At 72.1% G+C, this 20726-nt stretch carries 15 protein-coding genes and 1 pseudogene; 11 read left to right on the top strand and 5 right to left on the bottom strand.

Annotated elements, in window-relative coordinates:
- Positions 1-18: 18 nt before the first annotated feature.
- From ACIBO8_RS23270 to ACIBO8_RS23245, 6 genes and pseudogenes are all read left to right on the top strand, one after another.
- Complete coding sequence (locus tag ACIBO8_RS23270) at positions 19-816, top strand: aminoglycoside phosphotransferase family protein (protein WP_364704725.1); 798 nt, start codon at positions 19-21, stop codon at positions 814-816.
- 238 nt (positions 817-1054) lie between these two features.
- Positions 1055-2443: an ammonium transporter gene (locus ACIBO8_RS23265; protein WP_396117368.1), complete on the top strand. Its 1389-nt coding sequence runs from the start codon at positions 1055-1057 to the stop codon at positions 2441-2443.
- Between the two features lie 26 nt (positions 2444-2469).
- Positions 2470-2808, top strand: coding sequence for a P-II family nitrogen regulator (locus ACIBO8_RS23260; protein ID WP_366158843.1), 339 nt, complete (start codon positions 2470-2472; stop codon positions 2806-2808).
- Between the two features lie 20 nt (positions 2809-2828).
- Positions 2829-5015, top strand: a pseudogene (locus ACIBO8_RS23255) ([protein-PII] uridylyltransferase); the annotation flags it as partial.
- A 73-nt stretch (positions 5016-5088) separates the two neighbouring features.
- Positions 5089-7596 (top strand): glycosyltransferase, encoded by a 2508-nt coding sequence (locus ACIBO8_RS23250; protein WP_396117367.1) that lies wholly within the window; start codon positions 5089-5091, stop codon positions 7594-7596.
- A gap of 20 nt (positions 7597-7616) precedes the next feature.
- Complete coding sequence (locus tag ACIBO8_RS23245) at positions 7617-8660, top strand: O-methyltransferase (protein WP_396117366.1); 1044 nt, start codon at positions 7617-7619, stop codon at positions 8658-8660.
- A 101-nt stretch (positions 8661-8761) separates the two neighbouring features.
- On the opposite strand, the gene ACIBO8_RS23240 is transcribed toward ACIBO8_RS23245, so the two are convergent.
- The 4 genes from ACIBO8_RS23240 to ACIBO8_RS23225 form a co-directional block, all read right to left on the bottom strand.
- Complete coding sequence (locus ACIBO8_RS23240; protein ID WP_396117365.1) at positions 8762-9253, bottom strand: CAP domain-containing protein; 492 nt, start codon at positions 9251-9253, stop codon at positions 8762-8764.
- A gap of 234 nt (positions 9254-9487) precedes the next feature.
- On the bottom strand, positions 9488-11560 hold the full coding sequence (locus ACIBO8_RS23235; RefSeq protein ID WP_396117364.1) for an acyltransferase family protein: 2073 nt from the start codon (positions 11558-11560) through the stop codon (positions 9488-9490).
- 5 nt (positions 11561-11565) lie between these two features.
- The gene (locus tag ACIBO8_RS23230) at positions 11566-12813 is read right to left on the bottom strand and encodes a nucleotide sugar dehydrogenase (protein ID WP_396117363.1); all 1248 of its coding nucleotides are present in this window, start codon (positions 12811-12813) and stop codon (positions 11566-11568) included.
- 27 nt (positions 12814-12840) lie between these two features.
- Positions 12841-14655, bottom strand: a complete 1815-nt coding sequence (locus ACIBO8_RS23225) for a stealth family protein (RefSeq protein WP_396117362.1) — start codon at positions 14653-14655, stop codon at positions 12841-12843.
- A gap of 233 nt (positions 14656-14888) precedes the next feature.
- Between ACIBO8_RS23225 and ACIBO8_RS23220 the strand changes: the two genes are divergently transcribed.
- Together ACIBO8_RS23220 and ffh are read left to right on the top strand one after the other, a co-directional pair.
- A complete protein-coding gene (locus ACIBO8_RS23220; protein WP_396117361.1) occupies positions 14889-15161 on the top strand; it encodes a hypothetical protein in 273 nt (90 codons plus the stop codon).
- Positions 15162-15225: 64 nt separating this feature from the next.
- The gene (gene ffh, locus ACIBO8_RS23215; RefSeq protein WP_396117360.1) at positions 15226-16782 is read left to right on the top strand and encodes a signal recognition particle protein; all 1557 of its coding nucleotides are present in this window, start codon (positions 15226-15228) and stop codon (positions 16780-16782) included.
- A 4-nt stretch (positions 16783-16786) separates the two neighbouring features.
- Here the strand turns inward: ffh and ACIBO8_RS23210 are convergent, their stop codons facing one another.
- On the bottom strand, positions 16787-17443 hold the full coding sequence (locus ACIBO8_RS23210) for a hypothetical protein (protein ID WP_396117359.1): 657 nt from the start codon (positions 17441-17443) through the stop codon (positions 16787-16789).
- 74 nt (positions 17444-17517) lie between these two features.
- On the opposite strand from ACIBO8_RS23210, the gene ACIBO8_RS23205 reads away from it, so the two are divergent.
- Genes ACIBO8_RS23205 through ACIBO8_RS23195 form a run of 3 tightly spaced genes read left to right on the top strand, consistent with a single transcriptional unit; the run spans position 17518 to position 20687 of the window.
- A complete protein-coding gene (locus tag ACIBO8_RS23205; RefSeq protein ID WP_396117358.1) occupies positions 17518-18594 on the top strand; it encodes an amidohydrolase family protein in 1077 nt (358 codons plus the stop codon).
- Positions 18595-18630: 36 nt separating this feature from the next.
- Positions 18631-20037: a proline--tRNA ligase gene (gene proS, locus ACIBO8_RS23200; protein ID WP_396117357.1), complete on the top strand. Its 1407-nt coding sequence runs from the start codon at positions 18631-18633 to the stop codon at positions 20035-20037.
- Entirely contained in the window at positions 20034-20687 is a 654-nt protein-coding gene (locus ACIBO8_RS23195; protein ID WP_396117740.1) for a DUF402 domain-containing protein, read from the top strand. The genes proS and ACIBO8_RS23195 overlap by 4 nt, the downstream gene beginning before the upstream one ends.
- Positions 20688-20726 lie beyond the last annotated feature (39 nt).

The following is a 20726-nucleotide window of genomic DNA, read 5'->3' as shown; positions in this document are numbered from 1 at the left end:
ATCCAGGGGAGGTCGTGGGTGACGCAAGAGCCCGTCCGCGAGATCCCATTGCACGGCGGGAACGTCAGCACGGTCTCCCGGGTCGGTGACACGGTCCGCCGCAATGCCGGACCGTGGACCCCGGCCGTGCACTCGCTGCTCAACCATCTGCAGCGGGTGGGGTTCACCGGGTCGCCGCACGCCCTCGGCATGGACGAGAAGGGCCGCGAGGTCCTGTCGTACCTCGACGGTGAGTGCGGCGAGTATCCGCTGGCTCCGCACTGGACGACCGAGGAGGCGCTGGTCACGGTCGCGACGATGCTGCGCATGTTCCACGACGCGCAGTACGGCTTCCAGCCCCCGCCGGGCGCGGTGTGGCGCAGCTTCGGCCCGCCGCCGCCGGACACCGAGGTGATCTGTCACCACGACGCCGCCCCGCACAACGTGGTGTGGCGGCCCGACGGCACCCTGGCGCTCATCGACTTCGACCTGGCCTCGCCGGGCGCCCGGATCTACGACGTGGCGTACGCGGCCTGGACCTGGGTGCCGCTGTTCAGCGACCGCGACTCGTACACGCTGGGCTGGAAGCGGCCCAACCGGCCGCGGCGGCTGCGGCTGTTCGCGGACGCGTACGGTCTGATCCCGCGCGACCGGCACCGGCTGGTCCGGACCATCCGCAAGCGGATCGTGGACCACGTCGAGGGCATCCGCCGGATGGCCGCCGCCGGCGATCCGGCCTTCGTCCGCATCGTGCACAAGGGTCACCTGCGGCGCCCGATGCGCGACCTGCGGCTCCTCGACTACGAGCGCCACACCTTGGAATACGCTCTCCGCTGACGGAAAAGGGCAAAACCGACACCGGCTCGCGCCGTTGTGCGAGTTTCTTCACACGTACGAAACAACCGGTGACGTGTTGGAAATCGCGCGCACACCGTGCGCGAAACAGCTGACCGGAAGGCTTCCGCCTCACACCGGTCAACTGGCGCGACGCTGCCCTGGGGGACCGACCCCGCATTGCCCGACGGCTAGCCGCGTGGGCAAGCGCTGAAGGACCACCTATCCGAGAGGAGGCAGCGTGGAGATCAACACCGGCAACACCGCCTGGTTGCTCCTGTCGTCTGCGCTCGTTTTGCTCATGACTCCGGGTCTGGCGCTGTTCTACGGTGGCCTGAACCGGTCCAAGGGCGTACTGAACATGATGATGATGAGCTTCTCGTGCATCGGGCTCGTCTCCGTCCTGTGGGTTCTGTACGGCTTCACGCTGGCGTTCGGCGTCAACAACAACGGCGGCCTGAACAACGTCATCGGTAACTTCTCGCAGTACTTCGGTACGGGCACCAGCGCGATCAGCGAGGAGTGGCTGTTCTTCGGGGCCAGCACCGGCATCCCGACGTACGCGTTCATGGTCTTCCAGATGATGTTCGCCGTGATCACCGTCGCGCTGATCAGCGGTGCCGTCTCGGACCGCATGAAGTTCGGCGGCTGGGTGCTCTTCGCGCTCGCCTGGTTCACGCTGGTCTACGTCCCCGTCGCGCACTGGGTCTGGGGTGGCGGCTTCATCGGCGCCAAGATCCGGGCCCTGGACTTCGCCGGTGGTACGGCGGTCCACATCAACGCCGGTGCCGCCGGGCTCGCGCTCTGCCTGATCCTCGGCAAGCGCATCGGCTGGCCGCGGGAGAACATGCGGCCGCACAACGTGCCGTTCGTCGCCCTCGGCGCCGGCCTGCTGTGGTTCGGCTGGTTCGGCTTCAACGCCGGCTCCGAGCTCACCGTCGACGGCACCACCGTGTTCGCCTTCATCAACACCCAGGTCGCCACGGCGGCGGCCCTGCTCGGCTGGGTCGTCGTGGAGTGGCTGCGCGACGGCAAGCCCACCCTCGTCGGCGCCTCCTCCGGCGCGGTTGCCGGCCTGGTCGCGATCACCCCGGCGTGCGGCTTCGTCGCCCCGCTCCCGGCCGTGCTCATCGGCCTCGTCGCCGGCGCGGTCTGCGCCCTGGCGGTCGGCCTGAAGTACCGCTTCGGCTACGACGACTCGCTCGACGTGGTCGGCGTCCACTTCGTCGGCGGCTGGATCGGCTCGCTGTCGATCGGCTTCTTCGCCACCGCGCAGGTCAACGCCGGCATCACCGACAGCAAGATCCTCAACGCGAGCGAGGGCCTGTTCTACGGCGGCGGCCTGACCCAGCTCGGCCGCCAGGCGGCCGGCAGCCTCATCGTCACGCTCTACTCGTTCGCCATCGCGGCCGCCATCGCCCTGGTCATCAAGGCCGCCAAGGGCCTGCGCGTCAGCGAGGAGGCCGAGATCTCCGGCATCGACATCGCGGACCACGGTGAGACGGGCTACGACCTCACCCCGAGCGGCGGCGCGGGCTCCGGCGGCGCCTTCGCGATGGCGGGCCTCACCAAGTCCGCGCAGATCGACGCGGACGGCAAGGCGGACGTCAGCCAGAAGGTCGCCGGATAAGTTCTGAAGACATGGAGGGACTGAGCATGAAGCTGGTGACCGCGGTCATCAAGCCGTACCAGCTCGACGCGGTGAAGGAGGCTCTGCACGCCCTGGGCGTCGCCGGGCTCACCGTGAGCGAGGTACAGGGCTACGGGCGGCAGAAGGGCCACACCGAGGTGTACCGGGGTGCCGAGTACACGGTGGAGTTCCTGCCGAAGATCAAGGTCGAGGTCGTCACCGACGAGATCGACGTGGACAAGGTCGTGGACGCGGTGGTCACCTCCGCGCGGACCGGGAAGATCGGCGACGGGAAGGTCTGGGTCACGTCGGTCGACGACGTGGTCCGGGTCCGCACCGGCGAGCGCGGGCTCGACGCGCTCTGATCGCCCTGAACCGGCAGGACATCGGCGCCGCCGCCCGCACCGAGCGGGCGGCGGCGCTCGACGCCTGGCTGGCCGGGATGTTCCCGAGCCACCTGCCCGGGGTCAGCCTCGTGGCGGTGGGCGGGCTCGGCCGGCGGGAGGTCGCGCCGTACAGCGACCTGGACCTCGTGCTGCTGCACAACGGCACGGCCGGCATCGACCGGATCGCCTCCGCGCTGTGGTACCCGATCTGGGACGCGCGGCTCGGCCTCGACCATTCCGTACGGACGCTGCCCGAGGCCCTGTCCGTCGCCCATGACGACGTGAAGGTGTCGCTCGGGCTGCTCGACGCCCGGCACATCGCCGGGGACGCCGCGCTCTCCGCCGAGCTGATCGCGGCCGCCGGTGACCAGTGGCGGCGCACGGCCGTACGCCTGCTCCCGCAGCTCAAGGAGCTCACCACCGCCCGCTGGAGCACCCACGGCGAGCTCGCGTTCCTGCTCGAGGGAGACCTCAAGGAGGCCGGCGGCGGGCTGCGCGACGTGACGATCCTGCGCGGGATCGGCCGGGCGGGCGTCGCCGACACCATGCGGCCGGCGGTCCGCGCCGCCGATCTCCGGCTGCTCGACACCCGCGACGCCCTGCACGTGGCCGTCGGCCGCCGCGTGGACCGGCTGGTCGCCCAGGAGCGCGCGGCCGTCGCGGAACTGCTCGATCTGGAGGACGGCGACGCGCTGCTGCGCCGGGTGGCCGGGGATGCCCGTACCGTCGCCCACGCCCTCGACGACGCCTGGCGTGCCACCGACCGGCTGCGCAGCGGACGCCGGCGCGGCTTGGTGCCGGGTCCGCCCACCCGGCGCCCGGTGGCCCGCGACGTCGTCGAGCAGGACGGTGAGCTGGTGCTCGCGCGGACCGCGATCGGGCCCGTGGCCGATCCGACGCTCTCGCTGCGGGTGGCCGCCGCGGCCGCGACCGTGCGCCTGCCCATCGCGCGCGCTACCTGCGAGTGGCTGGCCGCCTTCTGCCCGCCGCTGCCGACCCCGTGGCCGCCCGCCGCGCGGGCCGCGCTGGTCTCGCTGCTCGGCTCCGGACCGGGCCTGCTGCCCACCTGGGAGGCCTGCGACCGGTACGGGCTGATCGACGCCTGGCTGCCGGAGTGGGCCCGGATGCGCAGCCTGCCGCAGCACCATCCGGTGCACCGCTACACCCTGGACCGCCACCTCGTGCAGGCGGCCTACGAGGCCACCGCGTACGCCCGCGAGGTGACCCGCCCCGACCTGCTGCTGCTCGGCGCGTTCCTGCACGACGTCGGCAAGGGCCTGCCCGGCGACCACAGCACCGTCGGCGCTCCCATCGCCGCCGAGATCGCGACCCGCATCGGCCTGCCGCCCGGGGACGTGGCGACGGTCGAGAAGCTGGTACGCCTGCACCTGCTGCTGCCCGACGTGGCGACCCGGCGCGACCTCAGCGACCCGGTGACCATCTCGTCGGTCGCCGAGGCGGTGGGCGACGCGACGACCCTCGACCTCCTGCACGCCCTGGCCCGCGCCGACTCGCACGCCACCGGCCCGGCGGCGTGGTCGGACTGGAAGGAGCGGCTGATCGCCGAGCTGGTCCGGCGGGTGCGTACGGCGCTGGACACCGGCGCGCTGCCCGAACCGCCCGCTCCCGACCCGGAGCTGCTCGACGGTGACCTACCGGCGGTCCATCTCGACGGGGACCGGGTGGCGGTGGCGGCGGCCGACCGCCGGGGCCTGCTCGGCTCGGTGGCGGCCTGCCTGGCGATGCACCGCCTCGACGTCATCTCCGCCGACGCGTGCACGGTGGACGGCAGGGCCATCGTCGAGTTCCGCACCCAGCCCCGGTACGGCTCCCCGGCCGATCCGCTCGCCCTCGCCGCGGACCTGCGCCGGGTGGCCGCCGGGGACGTGTCGGTAACCCAGCGGGTTCGGGCACGGGCGATGTCCACGCGCAGTGGCGCGGCACCGCGCGTGGTGTGGCTGCGGGCGGCGGCCACGGACGCGGTCGTGCTCGAGCTGCGAGCGGCCGACTCGGCGGGCCTGCTCTACCGGGTGGCCACGGCGCTGGACGAGGCGGGTGCCGAGGTGCGGGCGGCGCGTATCTCGACGCTGGGCGGCGACGTGGTCGACGCCTTCTACCTCGTCGGCCCCTGGTCGGACGCCGGCGAACGGGAACGCGTGGGAGCGGCGGTCCTGGCGGTGGTCTGAGCCCGTCACCTCCCGGCGGCGGCGACGTTGCCTGTAGTGACATCCGGGGCTTGATGAAGAGGTCTGTTGCCGCATGGGGGAACCAGCCGGTCTGCTCGACGACTACCTGAGGATCGCCCGGTACCACGTGCAACGGGCCGTGCCGCCCACCGCGATCCGGCTCCGCTCGCTGGAGATGCGGCGGCTGCTGGCTTACATCGCGCTGCGCGACACCGGGACGACGTACGGGGAGCTGCTGGCCGCGGCGCGCACGGGTGACGTGGCGTGGCTGCGCCGGATCCGCAAGGACGTCCGGCCCTCGGTGCTGGCCGGGCTGGCGCAGACGCTGGCGCTGCAGGACATGCTCCCGGAGGACCGCAACGACGCGCTGGCCCTCTACGAGCTCGTGCGGGCAGCGCTGGGCGCACCCGCGTTGCCCGGCGCGCATCAGGGACTGCATGCGCAGCTCACGTACACGTGGCGCGGCGCCGAGGCGACGCGGGCGCTGCTGCGGGCGTACCCGGGAATCAGCGAGGCCGTGCGCTGCGACCTGGAGATCGACGTGGCGAATCCGTTCGCCGGCGACGGCGAGCTGCCGGTGGCGCCCTGGCTGGCCGCTTTCCAGCGGCTGATGCCGAAGCCGTATCCGGCGATCGAGCCGGCCAACGGTCTTCCGCCGTTCGACCGGCTCACCGTCACCGCCGAGCCGGCACCGGTCGACGAGCCGCAGCGGATCTCGGTCATCGTGACCGCGTTCCACCCGGACGAGGGCCTGATCACCGCGGTGCGCTCGATCCTCGCCCAGTCCTGGCGCAACGTCGAGGTGATCATCGTCGACGACGCCTCGCCGCCGGAGTACGACGAGATGCTGCAGCGCGCGCTCGCGCTGGGTCCGCGGGTCCGGCTGGTCAAGCAGCCGTACAACCAGGGCACGTACGCCGGGCGCAACGCCGGCCTGGACGCGGCGGAGGGCGAGTTCGTCGCGTTCCAGGACTCCGACGACTGGTCCCACCCGCGGCGGCTGGAGATTCAGGTACGGCCGATGCTGGAGAACGCGCGCGTCGTCGCCACCACCACGGACGGCCTGGCGGTCACGGAACACCTTGCGCTCACCCGCCCGGCGGTGCGGCGTGGCCGGTTCAACCCGTCGTCGCTGATGTTCCGCCGCCAGATGGTGGTGGACCGGATCGGCTACTTCGACCGGGTCCGCAAGGCGGCCGACTCCGAGTACATCGGACGGATGCGGGCCGTCTACGGCGACCGGGCGGTACGCCACGTCGAGTCGGCGCCGCTCGCGCTCATCCGGCTGTCCCAGGGGTCGTTGTCGCGCTCGGAGATCCGGGCGTACTGGATGCACCCGGCTCGGGTCGCGTACTCGTCGGCGTACCAGCTGTGGCACGGGCGGATCGCGGCGCGGGCCGCGAAGCCGTACCTGCCGCGCGAGGGTGGTGAGCGGCCCTTCGCGGCTCCCGACCACCTCCGGTACGCCCGCGGCGAGGCGCCGCCCCGCCCCGAGTACGACGTGGTGATGGCCGGCGACTGGCGGTTCCTGCAGGGCCCGCAGCTGTCCGCGGTGGAGGAGATCCAGGCCCTGACCGACCGCGGGCTGCGCGTGGCCGTGCTGCATCTGGAGTCGCTGCGCCCGATGGCCCGGCGCCGTTACCCGCTGGCCGCCCCGATCCAGCGGCTCGTCAACGCCGGCCGGATCGCCCAGGTGCTGCCCGGCGACGTCAATGAGGCGGCGCTGGTCATCGTGCGCCAGGCGGCCGCGCTGCAGTTCGCGCCGGACGACGAGTGCCTGCTGCGGCCGCGCCGGGTGCTGATCGTCGCCGACCAGGCACCGGTACGCCGTGACGGGCTCGATCACCGCTACGACCCCGAGGCGTGCACGCGTACGGCGGCGCGGCTGTTCGCGGCGGAGGCGGTGTGGTGCCCGCAGGATCCCGAGGTGCGGGGCGCGCTGCGGCCGTACCCGTCGATCGAGCTGACGGCGTACGACCTGCCGACCGTCGTCGGCACCGGCAGATGGACGCCGGTGCGCGACGGCGCGAGCCGGGACTTGCCGGTCGTGGGCACGGACCTGTGCGACCAGGGGGTGTGGCCGCGCGACGCCCGAGAGTCGCTGTTCGTCTACGACGACCTGCGCAAGGTGGACGTCAGGCTGCGGCTGCCGGACTGGCCGCGTACCGACGTCGCGCTCGGCGGGCCGCGCTCGCACCTGGTCTACGAGGCGAGCGACGTGGACCTGCGGACCTTCCTGCACCAGCTCGACTTCTACCTGCACTTCCCGCACCCGGAGGCGGTGGAGACCTACTCCCGCCCGGCGCTGGAGGCGGCCGCGCAGGGCTGCGTGGTGGTGACGCCCGAGCGGCACGCCGCGGTCTTCGGCGACGCCGCCGTCTACTGCACGCCGGCCGAGGTCGGCGGGCTCATCAAGCGCTACACCGCGGACCGGGTGCTCTTCGCCGAGCAGAGCCGGCGCGCCCGGGCCGTCGTGGCGAAGGCCCACGACCCCCAGGGGTACGTCGACCGCGTCGCAAGCCTGGTCCACGCCCCGCACAACACCCCTGCCCAGCGGACACCAGAATTCTCGCTGGCATGACATCGGAGGATTCCACGACTATGAGCAGCCTGACCCGGATCGGCGGCCGGCTGGCGGTACGGCTGCAGAGCCTGACCCGTCCGCAGGTCATCGTCCTCATCGCGGTGCTGGCGGTCGTCGCCGGCATCTGGACGGCGGCCGCGACGGGGCGCCAGGGCCTCGCCACCTCCCTGGTCGCGGTGCTGCTGCTCGGCGTGCTGCTCGGCATCCTGCACCTGTCGCGCTGGATGGGTGGCCTGCACCGCGCGAACCAGGCCGCCCACCGCGACCTGCGCGTCGTCGTCGAGCAGATGCAGCGCCGGGTGGTCGCGACGGTCGAGAAGGAGCGGGTCACCGCCGGCGACCGGCACCAGGAGCTGACCCGTACGATCACCCGCGGCCTGCGGCAGAACGGGCACGGCAACGATCTGCTGCTGCGCGCGCAGAGCCGGGAGATCGAGGCGATGTTCCAGCTGTTCGCCGAGTTCACGCCGCGGGCGCCGATGCCGTCGTCCGGCGACTTCGCGCTGAACCCCACGGACCTGCTGGAACTGCTGCACATCGTCCGGCTGCGCCGGCCGCAGCTGGTGGTGGAGCTGGGCAGCGGCACGTCGACGGTGTGGCTCGCGTACGCGCTGGAGAAGACCGGCGGCCGGCTGATCTCGCTCGACCACGACGCGGACTACGCCGGCAAGACGCGGGACATGCTGGACGCGCACGGGCTGTCAGCGGTGGCCGAGGTGCGGACCGCGCCGCTGACCGAACTGGCCGTCGACGGCAAGACCTATCCCTGGTACGACGTGGAGAAGCTCGCCGACGTCCGCGACATCGACCTGCTCCTGATCGACGGCCCGCCCGCGTCGACCGGGCCGGATGCGCGGTTCCCGGCCATGCACGCGCTCGAGAGCCGCCTTGCGGCCGTCGCGACCGTGGTGCTCGACGACGTCAACCGCCCCGACGAGCAGGACGCCGTGCGGCGCTGGGTGGAGAACGTCACCGGGCTCACCGCCGAGCCTCAGCTGCTGGGGCGGCACGCGGTGCTGTCGTACTCGCGCAGCGGCGCTCCTGCCTCCGTACCCGCATAAAAGTCGACCGGCCGGCATGCGGGGGCATGCCGGCCGGTCTTCGGGGGAGGGAAAAGCTGCCTTCAGTCCGCTTGTGGGCGCCGGCGGGGTGGTTGGACGGGTCAGCGGGAGCCGAAGTCCTGCGTGTAGTACGGGGTGCCGTTGGCGGAGTAGACGACGCCGACGGCGAACGTCTTGGCGCCGCAGTCGAGCAGGTTGGCGCGGTGACCCGGCGACGCCAGCCAGCCGTTGACGACCTCGCGGGCGGTGCGGTAGCCCCACGCGATGTTCTCGCTGCGCGCGGCGGTGTAGCCGGCGGCGCGGGCCCGCGTGATGAAGGTCGAGTTGCGGGCGCCCGTGTGGCTGAACACCCCCGTGGTGGCCATGTACTTGCTGTGCCCGCGGGCGGCCCAGAGCAGGTCCGCGTTGACCGGCAGCGCCTTGCAGCCGGCCCGGACGCGCGCCTGGTTGGACAGTGCCACGACCTGCGTCTGCAGCGTGCTCGTCGAGACGACGGCGGCCTCGGCCGGAGCGGCCAGGGTGACCAGGCCGATCAGAGCGGCGGCGGGGATCAGCGCGAGGGTGGCGAGGCGACGGACCAGGGTCTTCTGCACGGGACAACCTTTCGGAGAACTCCGCACCGGCGCTTGTTCGCAGGTACGCCATTCCCTTCGGACGTCGCGCTGCGGTCGCTGATGCCTCTTCAGGTGCCTTGCCGTGAGTGCTGAGTTGCCGCCCGGGTGCCTGCCGTCCGGTGGTTGCGGCAGCGGTCGGCGGCCGGTTGCCGTACGGGTGCAAGAAGGCCCGGCGGAGACTCCGCCGGGCCCTCTCGAGGGTGGTGCTGAGCGTCAGGGAGCCGCCAGGGCCGCCCCGAACTGAGGCGCCAGCAGCCGGCTGTACGCGGTGGTGATGTGGTGCTGGTCGCGGTAGACCAGGATGTCGCCGACGATCGCCGGGCAGGTCGTCGCGGTGCAGAACCACGGCACCGGGTCGATGATGGTGGCGCCGGCCGCGCGTGCCGCCGCGGTCACGAGCTTGCGCCGCTCGGGCTGCGCCAGCGCGCTCTCCCGGCTGCGCCCGCACGTCGACGGCTCGTCCATGTGCGCCGACAGGCAGTCGGGGGTGTCGCCGGTCATCCACGGGGTGTCGCTGATGAAGTACACCTCGGTGCCGGGCGCGGACAGCGCGCGGACCGACCGCTTCCAGGCGGCGACCCAGGCGTCGTCCTGCGAGCCGGTCACGCCGAGCAGCTCGTTGCTCGGGTACGTCGAGGCCACCACGACCTTCGCCGGGTGCAGCGAGCGGACGTACCGGATGGCGTCGCGGCGCCACTGGACGCACTCGGTGAACTCGCGCTTGAGCTGCGGCAGGAAGATCATGCCGTCCGCCGCGGTGCACGCGCTCTTCGTGACGGCGACCACTTTCCAGTGCCGCCGCAGGGCTGCTGCCTCCAGCGCCGGGAACCAGTGGCCGGCGTGGGAGTCGCCGAAGAGCACCACCGTGGTGTCGGAGGACAGGTCGCCGTACGCGCACGGCTTCTTGACCTCGGGATCGTCGAAGGCGCCGTTGCAGCCCTCGCTGTAGTAGCGGGGCTTGTCCTTGCTCGCCTTCGTCAGCTTCGGCGTGAGGTTCACCGGTACGGCGGGCGCGTCGACGCTGGCGGCGATCTGCTCGCTGAGGTTCTTGGGATCGAACGTCGCCGGGTCCAGGACGGCGGCGCGGTACGTGGTCGTCCCGCTGAAGTGCGTGGCGGCCGAGGTGATGACGGTGCACAGGCCGGCGGCGAGCACGGAGATCGCGACGCCCACGCCGATGCCGCGCCACGGGCGGTCCCGCAGGGCGCGCAGGTGGCGTACCGGATTCTCGACGAGTGCGTACGTCAGCGCGGCCAGGACCAGGGCGCCGAGCGCGACGAGGACGTTCTCCCAGGCGGCGAGGGGCCGGCCGATCGCGTACGGCGCCAGCAGCAGTGCCGGCCAGTGCCACAGGTACCACGAGTACGACAGCCGCCCCACGGCCTGCATGACGGGCAGACCGAGGAATCCCGCCGGGCGCCCTGTTCCACCGGCGATGACGGCGGCGGTGCCCAGGACGGGGAGCAGGGCGGCGTACCCGGGGAACGGGGTGTCGGGGGTGAACACCACGGCCGACGCGGCCACGGCGACGAGACCGGCCCCGACGCACCAGCGCGGCAGCTTCAGCGCGGTGAGGGCGAGCAGCGCGCCGACGCCGAGCTCCCAGGCCCGGGTGTGCGCGCCGAAGTACGCCCATCCCGCGTTCTCCCGCGTCTGCCACAACGCCAGCGCGAGGGAGCCCGCGGTCAGCGCGGACAGCGCCGCACCCAGCCCCCGCCGGCGGGCGAACACGATGATGAGCAGCGGCCACACGAGGTAGAACTGCTCCTCGACGGCCAGCGACCAGAAGTGCTGCAGCGGCGACGGTTCCGCGTCGGCCTGCAGGTAATCCGTGCCGATCGCCGCGAGGCGGTAGTTCATCGCGTAGATCGAGGTGTGCAGCGCGTCGGACAGGATGCCGCTGAGCCGCAGCGGCGGCAACCACAGCGCGGCACCGGCCACCGTGGCCACCACCACGAGGGCCGACGCCGGCAGCAGCCGCAGCGCCCGCCGCGCGTAGAAGCGCGGGATCGACAACGTGCCACTGCTGCGCGCCTCACGCAGCAGCAGGCCGGTGATCAGGAAGCCGGAGATGACGAAGAAGACGTCCACCCCGACGTAGCCGCCGGTGACGACGGGCAGGCCACAGTGGTACGCGACGACGAGGAGCACCGCGACCGCGCGCAGCCCTTCGATGTCGCGGCGGTGCCGGGGCGGGCCGGCGGCCGTAGCGGGCGAGGCGTCCGCTGCCGGTCCGGCGGACCGCGGTGTCTGCCGGGGCGAGGGCGCGACGGGCGCGATGCTCATCTCGGTCACAGCCGGTGCGCCTCCCGGCTGGTGGTGACGCCCCGGGTGTCGAAGAAGCGCTTCGCGATGCCCGCGAGGTGGTCCGCGTCGTACTCGCGGTGGTGCTGCACCAGGATGACGAGGTCGGCGGCTGCGGCGGCACCCTCGAGGTCGTCGGTGCGCGGCACGCTCCACTCGGTGACGTACGGGTCGTGGAACGTGAGCACCGCGCCCAGCGACGTGAGGTGGCGGGCCAGTGGCGTGGCCGGCGACTCGCGCTGGTCGGCGATGTTCGGCTTGTACGTCACGCCGAGCAGCAGGATCTTCGCGCCGTGCACCGCCACGCCGTCGGCGTTGAGCAGGTTCTGCGCGCGGCGGGCCACGTACGCCGGCATCGTCGCGTTGATCTCCTGGGCGAGCTCGACGAAGCGGAACGGGTAGCCGAGCTTGCTGCGGACGTTGTGGCTCAGGTAGTTCGGATCGATCGGGATGCAGTGACCACCGACGCCGGGACCCGGGTAGAAGGCCTGGAACCCGAACGGCTTGGTGGACGCGGCGTGGATGACGTCCCAGAGGTCGATGTCGAGCTCGTGGCAGAACCGGGCCATCTCGTTGACCAGCGCGATGTTGACGTGCCGGTACGTGTTCTCCAGCAGCTTCGCGGTCTCCGCCTCCCGGGTGCCGCGGGTGGGCACGACGGTCTCGATGAACCGCCCGTAGAAGGCCGCGACTCGGTCGGTGCAGCCGGGGGTGTAGCCGCCGACGACCTTCGGGGTGTTGTGCGGGCCGAACCGCTCGTTGCCCGGGTCGATGCGCTCGGGCGAGAAGGCGACGTGGAAGTCGATGCCGGCGGTCAGCCCGGACAGCTTCTCCAGCAGCGGGCGTACGACGTCGTCGGTCGTACCCGGGTAGGTGGTCGACTCGAGGACGACCAGCATGCCGGGCCGAAGGTTGCGGCCGACCGCCTCGGTCGCGCCGACGACCGCGCGCAGGTCCGGACCGTCGCCCTCGGACAGCGGCGTCGGCACGCAGATCACCGCGGTGTCCGCCTCGGCGATCCGCGTCTCGTCCGCGGTGGTACGGAATCCGCCGGCGAGCATCTCGGCCACGTCGGCGTCGGACAGGTCGTCGACGTGCGAGCGGCCCGCGCCGAGCGCGTCGACCACCGCCGCGTTGACGTCGAAGCCGAGCACGGACATGCCGGCCCGGATGGCCTGCTGGGCGAGGGGCAGCCCCACGTACCCGAGGCCGAGGATGACGACGTCGAAGCTCACGAGAGAGATCTCCTTTGCGGGGACCCGTCAGGCGACGGGCGAATTGGTGGCGGCCGGCCCGCCGTTCTTCGCCGGCTGCGCCGGCACGGCGACCTCCGGCGTCTTGCCGGGTGCCAGGGCCGGTCCGCGGTCCACCTGGGTCACGACGGCGGGTGCGGGACGCGGACCGGTCAGCTCGTACGGCGACACGAACGGCAGGTACGCCGGCAGGAACTCCTCGAGCAGCGCCGCCTGCTCCGCGGCCACGGCGTCGTCCGAGTCGGTGTCGTTGAGGCAGAACGCGTCGAGGTTGCGGTGCCGCAGCAGCCCGGCGAGCTTCAGCGGCGAGGTGGGATTGGCCAGGTCCGCGTACGCGTACGCGATGGTTCCCGGCGCGGCGCGCCCAGTCAGGTAGGCGTAGTACTGCTGCAGCGACGACAGCAGCGAGACGTCGTCCGGGTGCCGGAACTGGTGCGACGCCGTGGCCTCGACGTGTTCGGCGAAGCGCTGCTCGATCTCGGCGATGACGCTGCGCCGCGACGGGTGCGGGGTGTGCATCATCTTGCGGGTCAGCACCCGGCCGAACGCGGTCCGGATGAGCTCCCGGTTGTTCTTGCCCGCCGAGTCCGCCGGTGGGTCGTCGGGGCGCCGCGGCGCGGAGTCCACCTGGGCGCTCGACGGGAAGAAGCGGGTCAGTCCGCCGGGGGTGAAGAACAGGTCCGGCGAGACCGGGCGGCCCAGGAACACGTCGTCGTTGAGGTAGAGGAAGTGCTCGCTGAGGCCGGGGATGCGGTGCAGCCGCGACTCGATGGCCTGGGAGTTGAACGTGGGCAGGGTGCCGGTGTCGCCGAAGATCTCCCGGTGGCTGACCACGGTGATGCCCGGGTGGGAAGTGTCCAGCCACTCCGGCACCTGGTCGTCGGTCACCAGGTAGATGTGGTTCACCCAGGGCGCGAAGCAGTGCAGGGCGCGCAGCGAGAAGCGCAGCTCGTCCCGGGAGGCGTAGCGGGAGTTGTTGGTGGCGAGCCGGCTGGCGTCGCCCAGCCACTCGTTCTGGGCCAGCGCGGCGGCCTTGCGCGCCTGCCACTGCGGGTCGCCGCCGTCGACCCACGTGTAGACCACGTCGATCGGGAAGCTGATCCGGTCCGGGCTGGGCAGGGTGAAGATCTCCCGGGTCCGGTACGCGGTTCGGTCGCCGGGGGAGCTGAACGGGCCGAACGCCGGCTCGGGCGCGGTCACCACCGGCTCGTCCAGCGGGATCACGTCGGCGATGGGGTTCCCGCGGGGACCGGCCAGCACGCCGTCCCGCTCGGTCCAGAACTCGATCTCGCAGCCCAGCTCCGGGCCGAGCAGCAGGCTGCCGCGCGGGTCGGTGACCGGCCAGGACGCCTTCAGGATCTCGGCGTGGCACCGGCGCTTCGCCTGCCGGGGCTTCACGACGTCGAGCAGCCCGTCGGCGGTGAGGTCCTCGAGGAGGCGCACCACGGCGGGGCGGTCGGTGTCGCGTACGGCCACCGCCGTCGTGCGCAGCGCCTTGGTGGGGATCCGGAACCACTCGACGCCCGCCTCGTCCAGCGCGGCGACGACCCGGTCGAGGTTCTGCCGGCGTACGTCAGCGGGGCTGGCCGCCGGATCCTTGCGGGCCGTGACCCAGCCCCGGGAGGTGCGGACCCGCAGGGTCGGCGCGTCCGCGGCGCCGCGCATGAGGGGCAGCCGCGGCGGCGGGGCGAGGGACACGAGACGCCGGGCGACGCCGAGCCGCTGCTGTTCGGCCACCCTCGGCAGCACCCGGCGCTGGACGGTCTTGAGGACGCGCGACCGGACTTCCCAGGGCGCCAGTCGCAGGATCCGCCGTAGGGGCACGAGCTCGTCCTTCCGCCGGATGTCGTTCGGGCCGATGTCAGCCGCCCGGTTCCTGTGCCTCAACGGCGGGATGTGCCGGATGGTTGCGGTCGATGTGGCCTTTACGGACATCAGAGCTATGGGCGTTACGCCTGATATCTGCGGTATACGCGATTTACCGGCGTGGCGCGGGGGAACGGGCGCGACCCACCCCTACGGGTGCGCCCTGATGTGCCTAGTTGCGCGGCGGGCGCATGGTGGACAACGGGCTCTCCGAGGAGGACGACATGGGCAAGGCTGTGGCATATCTGGTGGCGATGATCGCCGGCGTGATCGTGGTGGGGTGGATCGCCGTCTCGCTGCTGCACGTGCTCGTCGGCGCGCTGGCGTACCTGATCGTCGGCGCGATCGTGGTGGGCGGCGGCGTCTACCTGTACGGCAAGGCGAAGAAAGGGCTGGCGCCCGGCACCCGTACCCAGCGGCGGATCGAGGCGGCGGCGAAGACGTACCGGATGCGCAACCGGTGAGGGTTCCGGCGGGCGGCTAGGCTTGCGGTCATCTCCTCCCTACTGACCAACGGGAAGTTGTGCCGTGTTTGACACCTTGAGCGACCGCCTCTCCGGGATCTTCACCAAGCTCCGGGGCAAGGGCCGGCTCACCGACGCCGACATCGACGCCACCGCGCGGGAGATCCGCCTCGCGCTGCTGGAGGCGGACGTCGCGCTGCCGGTGGTCAAGGCGTTCATCGCCAGCCTCAAGGAACGCGCCCGTGGCGCCGAGGTGTCGCAGGCGCTCAACCCGGCCCAGCAGATCATCAAGATCGTCCACGAGGAGCTCATCAACGTCCTCGGCGGCGAAGGGCGGCGGCTGCAGTTCGCCAAGCAGCCACCGACCGTGATCATGCTGGCCGGCCTCCAGGGCTCCGGCAAGACCACCCTGGCCGGCAAGCTGTCGCGCTGGCTCAAGGGCCAGGGCCACCAGCCCCTGCTGGTCGCCTGCGACCTCCAGCGCCCCAACGCGGTCAACCAGCTCCAGGTGCTCGCGGGCCGGGCCGGCGTCGACGTCTACGCCCCCGAGCCCGGCAACGGGGTGGGCAACCCGGTGCAGGTCGCCAAGGACTCGATCGAGCACGCCCGGCGTACGGCCAAGGACATCGTGATCGTCGACACCGCCGGCCGCCTCGGCATCGACGCCGAGATGATGCAGCAGGCGCGCGACATCCGCGACGCGGTCGACCCGGACGAGGTCATCTTCGTCATCGACGCCATGGTGGGTCAGGACGCGGTCACCACCGCCGAGGCCTTCCGCGACGGCGTCGGCATCACGGGCGTGGTGCTGTCGAAGCTCGACGGTGACGCCCGCGGCGGTGCCGCCCTCTCCGTCCGCCACGTCACCGGCGAGCCGATCCTCTTCGCGTCCACGGGCGAGAAGCTCGAGGACTTCGACGTCTTCCACCCCGACCGGATGGCCAGCCGCATCCTCGGCATGGGCGACGTGCTGACCCTCATCGAGCAGGCCGAGCAGGCCTTCGACGAGGAGCAGAAGGAGAAGATGACCTCCAAGCTGCTCGGCGGCGAGCAGTTCACCCTGGAGGACTTCCTCGACCAGCTCATCGCGGTGCGCCGGATGGGCCCGATCGCCAACATCCTCGGCATGATGCCGGGCATGGGCCAGATGAAGGACCAGCTGGCCGAGCTCGACGACAGCCACTTCGACCGGGTGACAGCGATCATCCGCTCGATGACCCCGGCCGAGCGCACCAACCCGAAGATCATCAACGGGTCCCGCCGCGCCCGCATCGCCAACGGCTCCGGCGTGACCGTCATGGACGTCAACCAGCTGCTCAACCGCTTCGCCGACGCGCAGAAGATGATGAAGCAGATGGGCGGCATGATGGGCCTGCCCGGCGCCGGCCGGCGCAAGGCGACGAAGAGCCCGAAGAACAAGCGCAAGGGCACCAAGGGCGGCAACCGGCCCCGGGTGGGCGGAGGCATGCCCGCCGGCTTCCCGGGTGGCATGCCCCAGCTGCCGCCGGGCATGGACCCGGACGCGCTCGCCGGTGGCCAGGGCCTGCCGCCGGGATTCAAGCTGCCGAAGCTGGACTTCAACAAGCTGTCCAACCCCAAGCGCGACGACGACAAGCGCTGACGGCTCAGCGGGCGGGGGTCGTCGTCCGGGCGGGTGCGGTGCTTCGCCGCTGGTGCAGCGGTATCGCCGTGGTGTCGGCGGCCGGGGGCTGATTGCCCTGCGCCAGGGCGGCTGCGGAGGCCGCTCCGTTCACCGGTGACATCCGGCGCCCTTCCTCCGCGGCTGCGTCCGCTGCCGGGCGCAGGGACGCCACGGTCGACTCCGCCTGCTCCCGGCGCTTCTCCTGGCGCTGGGTGTTGACCCGGGACGCCAGGTCGATGACCACACCCACGGCCGCCGCGTAGTTCGCGATGCTCTCGGCCAGCTTGATGCGCGGGTTCGCCTCCTTCTCGGCGTCCGTGTAGCGGTCGGTGACCGCCTTGACCACGCCCGCGGAGGCGGTCACCGCCTTGGCCAGGTTGTTGATCGTGTGCTCGCGGAGGTTCTCGAGGCCCGCATACCCGCGGTAGGCGGTGGCGGAGAGCTCGTACAGGCCGGCGAGGGCCTGCCCCCACGAGGCCGCGCTCTTGGCGTCCGGGTTCTTGAGGCCGTCGGCCACGAAGCTGCCGGCCGACGCGGCGACGCTGCCCAGGGCCACGGTGTCGTCCAGCCGGGAGCGGGCGACGCGGGTGCCGTCGGATCTGGTGTAGCCGAAGAAGTCGGCGAACGGATTTCCTGGCATGTCTGCTCCTGTCGTCGGCCTTGCAACGGGGGTGGGGCGGCGCGGGTTCACGGCGATCAGGTACGACTTCAGTCATGACGTTGCATGTGCGCGGGACGCTGCTGCCGGACGGTGAGGTCCGGGACCTGTGGCTGGTCGGGGACCGGGTGACCTTCGAGCCGGTCCGGGACGCCGAGACGGTCAGCGATTCCGGCTGGATCGTGCCCGGCCTGGTCGACGCCCACTGCCACCTGGGCATCAGGACGGGCGCCAAGCCGATCGAAAGCCTCGACGAGGCGCGTGACCTGGCCTTCCGTGACCGCGACGCCGGTGTGCTCGCGCTGCGCGACGCCGGTTCGCCGTACCCGTATCCGGAGCTGGACGACGAGCCGGAGATCCCCCGCCTGGTCCGGGCCGGCCGGCACGTCGCGCCGGTCCGCCGCTACCTGCGGGACATCGGCGTCGAGGTGGAGGCCCCGGACGTGGTGGAGACCGTCACCGCCCAGGCCAAGGCCGGCACCGGCTGGGTCAAGCTCGTGGGGGACTGGATCGACCGGTCCGTCGGCGACCTGGCACCCTCCTGGGATCCCGCCACCATGGCGGCCGCGGTGGAGGCCGCGCACGCCGCCGGGGCCCGGGCCGCGGTGCACACCTTCTCCGAGGAGGCGGTGGCGCAGATGGTGCGGGCCGGCGTCGACTCCGTCGAGCACGGCACCGGCCTGTCCCTCGACCTGATCGACGAGATGGCCCGCCGGGGGACCGCCCTGGTGCCCACGATGATCAACATCCAGACCTTCGGCGGCATCGCCGATCAGGCCAGGCCCAAGTTCCCCGGGTACGCCGACCACATGCTCTCCCTGCGCGACCGCTTCCCCGCAGTGGTCGTCGCCGCCCACGAGGCCGGAGTTCCCGTCTACGTCGGCACGGACGCCGGGGGCAGCATCCGGCACGGCCTCGCCGCCGAGGAGATGCTGCTCCTGCACGAGGCCGGCATCCCGGCGGCGGAGGTCCTCGCCGCGGCGTCGTGGCGAGCCCGGGAATGGCTCGGTTTCCCCGGCCTCGTCGAGGGCGGCCTGGCCGACCTGGTCGTCTACCCGGAGGACCCGCGGGCGGACCTGCGCGTGGTCCGGGCGCCCGGCCGGATCATCCTCAAGGGCCGCGTGGTGCGCTGAACGCCCCGGCGGCGGACGCGGCTAGGATGCTGCCTCATGGCTCGCGTGCTCACTCCCCGTGCGGAGGACTTCCCCCGCTGGTACCAGGACCTCATCGCCAAGGCCCAGATGGCCGACAACGGCCCGGTGCGCGGGACGATGGTGATCCGGCCGGCGGCGTACGCGATCTGGGAGCGCATGCAGGCCGAGATGGACGCTCGGATCAAGGAGGCGGAGGCGCAGAACGCGTACTTCCCGCTCTTCATCCCCGAGAGCTACCTGAGCCGCGAGGCGCAGCACGTGGAGGGCTTCTCGCCGGAGCTGGCCGTCGTCACGCACGCCGGCGGCAAGGAGCTGTCCGAGCCGATCGTGGTCCGGCCGACCAGCGAGACGATCTTCGGCGAGTTCATGGCGAAGTGGATCGACTCGTACCGCGACCTGCCGCTGCTGCTCAACCAGTGGGCCAACGTGGTGCGTTGGGAGCTGCGGCCGCGCACGTTCCTGCGGACCACCGAGTTCCTCTGGCAGGAGGGCCACACCGCGCACGCCACCGAGGCCGACGCCCGCGACTACGCGCGCCGGATCCTGCACTCGGTCTACGAGGACTTCATGGTCAACCTGCTGGCCATCCCGGTCGTCCCCGGCCGCAAGACCAAGGGCGAGCGCTTCGCCGGCGCGACCAACACCATGACCCTCGAGGCCATGATGGGCGACGGCAAGGCGCTGCAGATGGGCACGTCGCACGAGCTCGGCCAGAACTTCGCCAAGGCGTTCGACATCACGTACACGTCGCAGGCCGGCAGCGTCGAGCACGCGTGGACGACGTCGTGGGGCAGCACCACCCGCATGATCGGCGGCCTGATCATGGTGCACGGCGACGACAACGGCCTGCGGCTGCCGCCGCTGCTCGCCCCGATCCAGGCCCAGATCATGGTGGTCAAGGCCGGTGAGGGCGTCACCGAGGCGGCGGTCAAGCTCCGTGACGAGCTCAAGGCCGCGGGGGTACGGGTGAAGCTCGACGACCGTGCCGACGTACCGTTCGGGCGCCGGGCGGTCGACGCCGAGCTGCAGGGCATCCCGATCCGGATCGAGGTCGGCCCCCGCGACCTGGCGGCCGGCAACGCGGTGGTGGCCCGGCGCATCGACGGCACGAAGACCCCGGTCGCGCTCGCGTCGGTCGTCAGCCTCGTCAGCCGCGCGCTCGAGGAGGACCAGCAGCGGCTCCACGACAGCGCGCTGGCACTGCGCGAAGAGCGCACGGTCGACGTGAAGACCCTGGGCGACGCGATCGAGGCGGCGCAGACCGGCTGGGCGCGGGTCCCGTGGTCGGCGGTCGGCGCCGAGGGCGAGGCCGAAGCCAACGGCAAGGCGGTCACCGTCCGCTGCCTGCTCTCGGCGGACGGCGGCGTCCCCGAGTCCGACGACGAGCCGGACGTCATGGCGATCCTGGCGCGCGCGTACTGATGTTCGCTCCGGGCCGTCAGGTCCTGTACCGCAACATCGACGGCCCGCGTCTGGCGTCCGTACGCCCGTGCCGGGTGATCTCGGACGACGAGCGCGGGCTCCTGCTCTGGCTGGCCCGCGGCTCCGCCGTGCTCGTCGAGGAGGCCACCGACGGGCGCGGCATCCGCGACATGCCGTTCACCGAGTGGGTGACGCTGAGCTATCGGGTGGTGCCGGGCACCTGGCAGGGGCCCGGCCTGCTCAAGTTCATCCCGCCGGACGCCGACCACTCGGTCTGGTTCTTCCGCGACGACCGGGGCCGCTTCACCAACTGGTACGTCAACCTCGAGGAGCGGGCCCTGCGCTGGGACGACGGCCACGTGGCCGGGGTCGACGTGATCGACCAGGACCTCGACATCGTGGTCCACCGCGACCGCAGCTGGGAGTGGAAGGACGAGGACGAGTTCACCGAGCGCCTCGCCCTCCCGGAGCACTACTGGGTACGCGACGAGGCCGCGGTCCGCGCCGAGGGCCGCCGGGTGATCAAGCAGATCGAGGCGGGTGACTTCCCTTTCGACGGCACCTGGACCGATTTCCGCCCCGACCCCGCCTGGCCGGTTCCGACGGCGGTGCCGGCCGGCTGGGACCGCCCGCCCGTCCCGCGTTCTTGATCACTCGGGCCAGCACGACGGCCGCCGATGTCCGTAGCC

This window comes from Actinoplanes sp. NPDC049681 (assembly GCF_044465265.1).
Classification (GTDB): Bacteria; Actinomycetota; Actinomycetes; order Mycobacteriales; family Micromonosporaceae; genus Actinoplanes.
Note: the sequence above shows the minus strand (reverse complement) of the source record. Positions and strands in the feature narration are given on the sequence as shown.